Below are 1,909 nucleotides of genomic sequence, written 5' to 3' on the forward strand. Positions count from 1 at the left end.
CCAAGAAGACCTCCCCCGCCATCGTCTTCATCGACGAGATCGACGCCGTGGGCCGTCAGCGGGGCACCGGCGTGGGCGGCGGACACGATGAGCGGGAGCAGACCCTGAACCAGCTTTTGGTGGAGATGGACGGCTTCGCCGCCAACGAGGGCGTCGTGGTCCTGGCGGCGACGAACCGGGTGGACGTGCTGGACCCGGCCCTGCTGCGGCCGGGGCGGTTCGACCGGCAGATCTATGTGGGCCTCCCGGACATCAAGGGCCGGGAGGAGATCTTGAAGATCCACGTCAAGGGCAAGCCCCTGGCGGAGGACGTGGACCTGCGGACCCTGGCGCGGGGCACCGCCGGGTTCACCGGGGCGGACTTGGAGAACCTGGTGAACGAGGGGGCCCTGCTGGCCGCCCGGCGGGACCGGGACTTCATCACCATGGAAGACCTCCGGGAGGCGGAGATCAAGGTCCTGGCCGGTCCGGAGAAGCGGAGCCGGGTCATCTCCCAGCATGAGCGGGAGCTGACCGCCTGGCACGAGGCGGGCCATGCGGTGGTGATGGAGACCCTGCCGGAGCACGACGCGGTGAACCAGATCACCATCGTCCCCCGGGGACAGGCGGGCGGCATGACGATCGCCCTGCCGGAGGAGGACCGGACCTTCCTCTCCAAGCGCTATATGGAGGACCGGATCGTCGCTTTGCTGGGCGGACGCGTGGCGGAGAAGCTGTGCCTGGGGGACATCTCCACCGGGGCCAGCAACGACATCCAGCGGGCCACCAGCATCGCCCGGAAGATGGCGGCGGTGTACGGCATGAGCGAGGCCATCGGCACCGTGTCCTTCGAGGGCGGGCATGATGAGGTCTTTATCGGCCGGACCATGAGCCAGGGCCGGAGCTATTCCGAGGCCGTGGCCGCCCAGATCGACGAGGAGGTCCGCCGGCTGGTGGACGAGGCGTACCGCCGCTGCGAGGAGATCTTGACGGAGAAGCGGGGAATCCTGGACGCCGTGGCGGCCTATCTCCTGGAGAACGAGACCATGGAGCGGGACGCCTTCCTGGCGGTGTACAGCGGGGGAGGCGCGCCGGAGGCGGGAGAGGCCCCCGAGGAAGATCCGGCATAAGGGATAAAAAAGGAAAAGAAGAGGCCGGGAGCGTCACGCTCCCGGCCTTGCTGCCGAAAAAACGCGGAGACCGCGCCGACGGGAAGGAAGAGTGTGTGCGGGAGACCCAGGAAGGGTCTCCTGCACGATCGCGATCGAGAAGTTTCCAGGACTTTAAAAAGTCCTGGAAACTTGCCTCAGGCTGGCGTGAGGACGCTCACGACAGCCTGAGGCCGGGAGCGTGACGCTCCCGGCCTTTTTCGATGGATACCTGCCGCTCAGATCAGGCCCTGGGACAGCATGGTCTCGGCGACCTTCATGAACCCGGCGATGTTGGCGCCCAGCACCAGGTCGCCGGGCCTGCCGCACTCCTCGGCGGCGGTGTAGATGTTGTGGAAGATGTTGGTCATGATGCCCTTGAGCCTCCGGTCCACTTCCTCGAAGCTCCAGGCGTAGCGCATGGAGTTCTGGCTCATCTCCAGGCCGCTGGTGGCCACGCCGCCGGCGTTGGCGGCCTTGGCGGGGGCGAAGAGGACGCCCGCGTGCTGGAACTCCTGGATGGCCTCGGGACGGCAGGGCATGTTGGCCCCCTCCGCCACGGCGATGGCCCCGTTCTTCACGATGATCTTGGCGGTCTCGCCGTCGATCTCGTTCTGCGTGGCGCAGGGCAGGGCGATGTCGCAGGGGATGTTCCAGATGCCCCGGAAGCCCTCGGTATAGGTGCTGCCGGGGACCCGGCTGGCGTACTCCTTGATGCGGCCCCGGTGGCCCAGCTTGATGTCCTTCACCACGTCCAGGTCGATGCCGCTGGGGTCGTGGAT

The 1,909-nt window shown here is 67.3% G+C and carries 1 protein-coding gene and 1 pseudogene; one reads left to right on the top strand and one right to left on the bottom strand.

Annotated features, from left to right (window positions below; genetic code table 11):
• Nucleotides 1-1,109 (top strand): ATP-dependent metallopeptidase FtsH/Yme1/Tma family protein (locus QZ332_RS13560; RefSeq protein ID WP_295766410.1); only part of this gene is annotated, 1,109 nt, incomplete at its 5' end.
• Nucleotides 1,110-1,366: 257 nt separating this feature from the next.
• Here the strand turns inward: QZ332_RS13560 and QZ332_RS13565 are convergent.
• Nucleotides 1,367-1,909: pseudogene (locus QZ332_RS13565) on the bottom strand (NADP-specific glutamate dehydrogenase); the annotation flags it as partial.

Source organism: uncultured Oscillibacter sp. (assembly GCF_910584465.1).
Taxonomy (GTDB): Bacteria; Bacillota; Clostridia; order Oscillospirales; family Oscillospiraceae; genus Oscillibacter.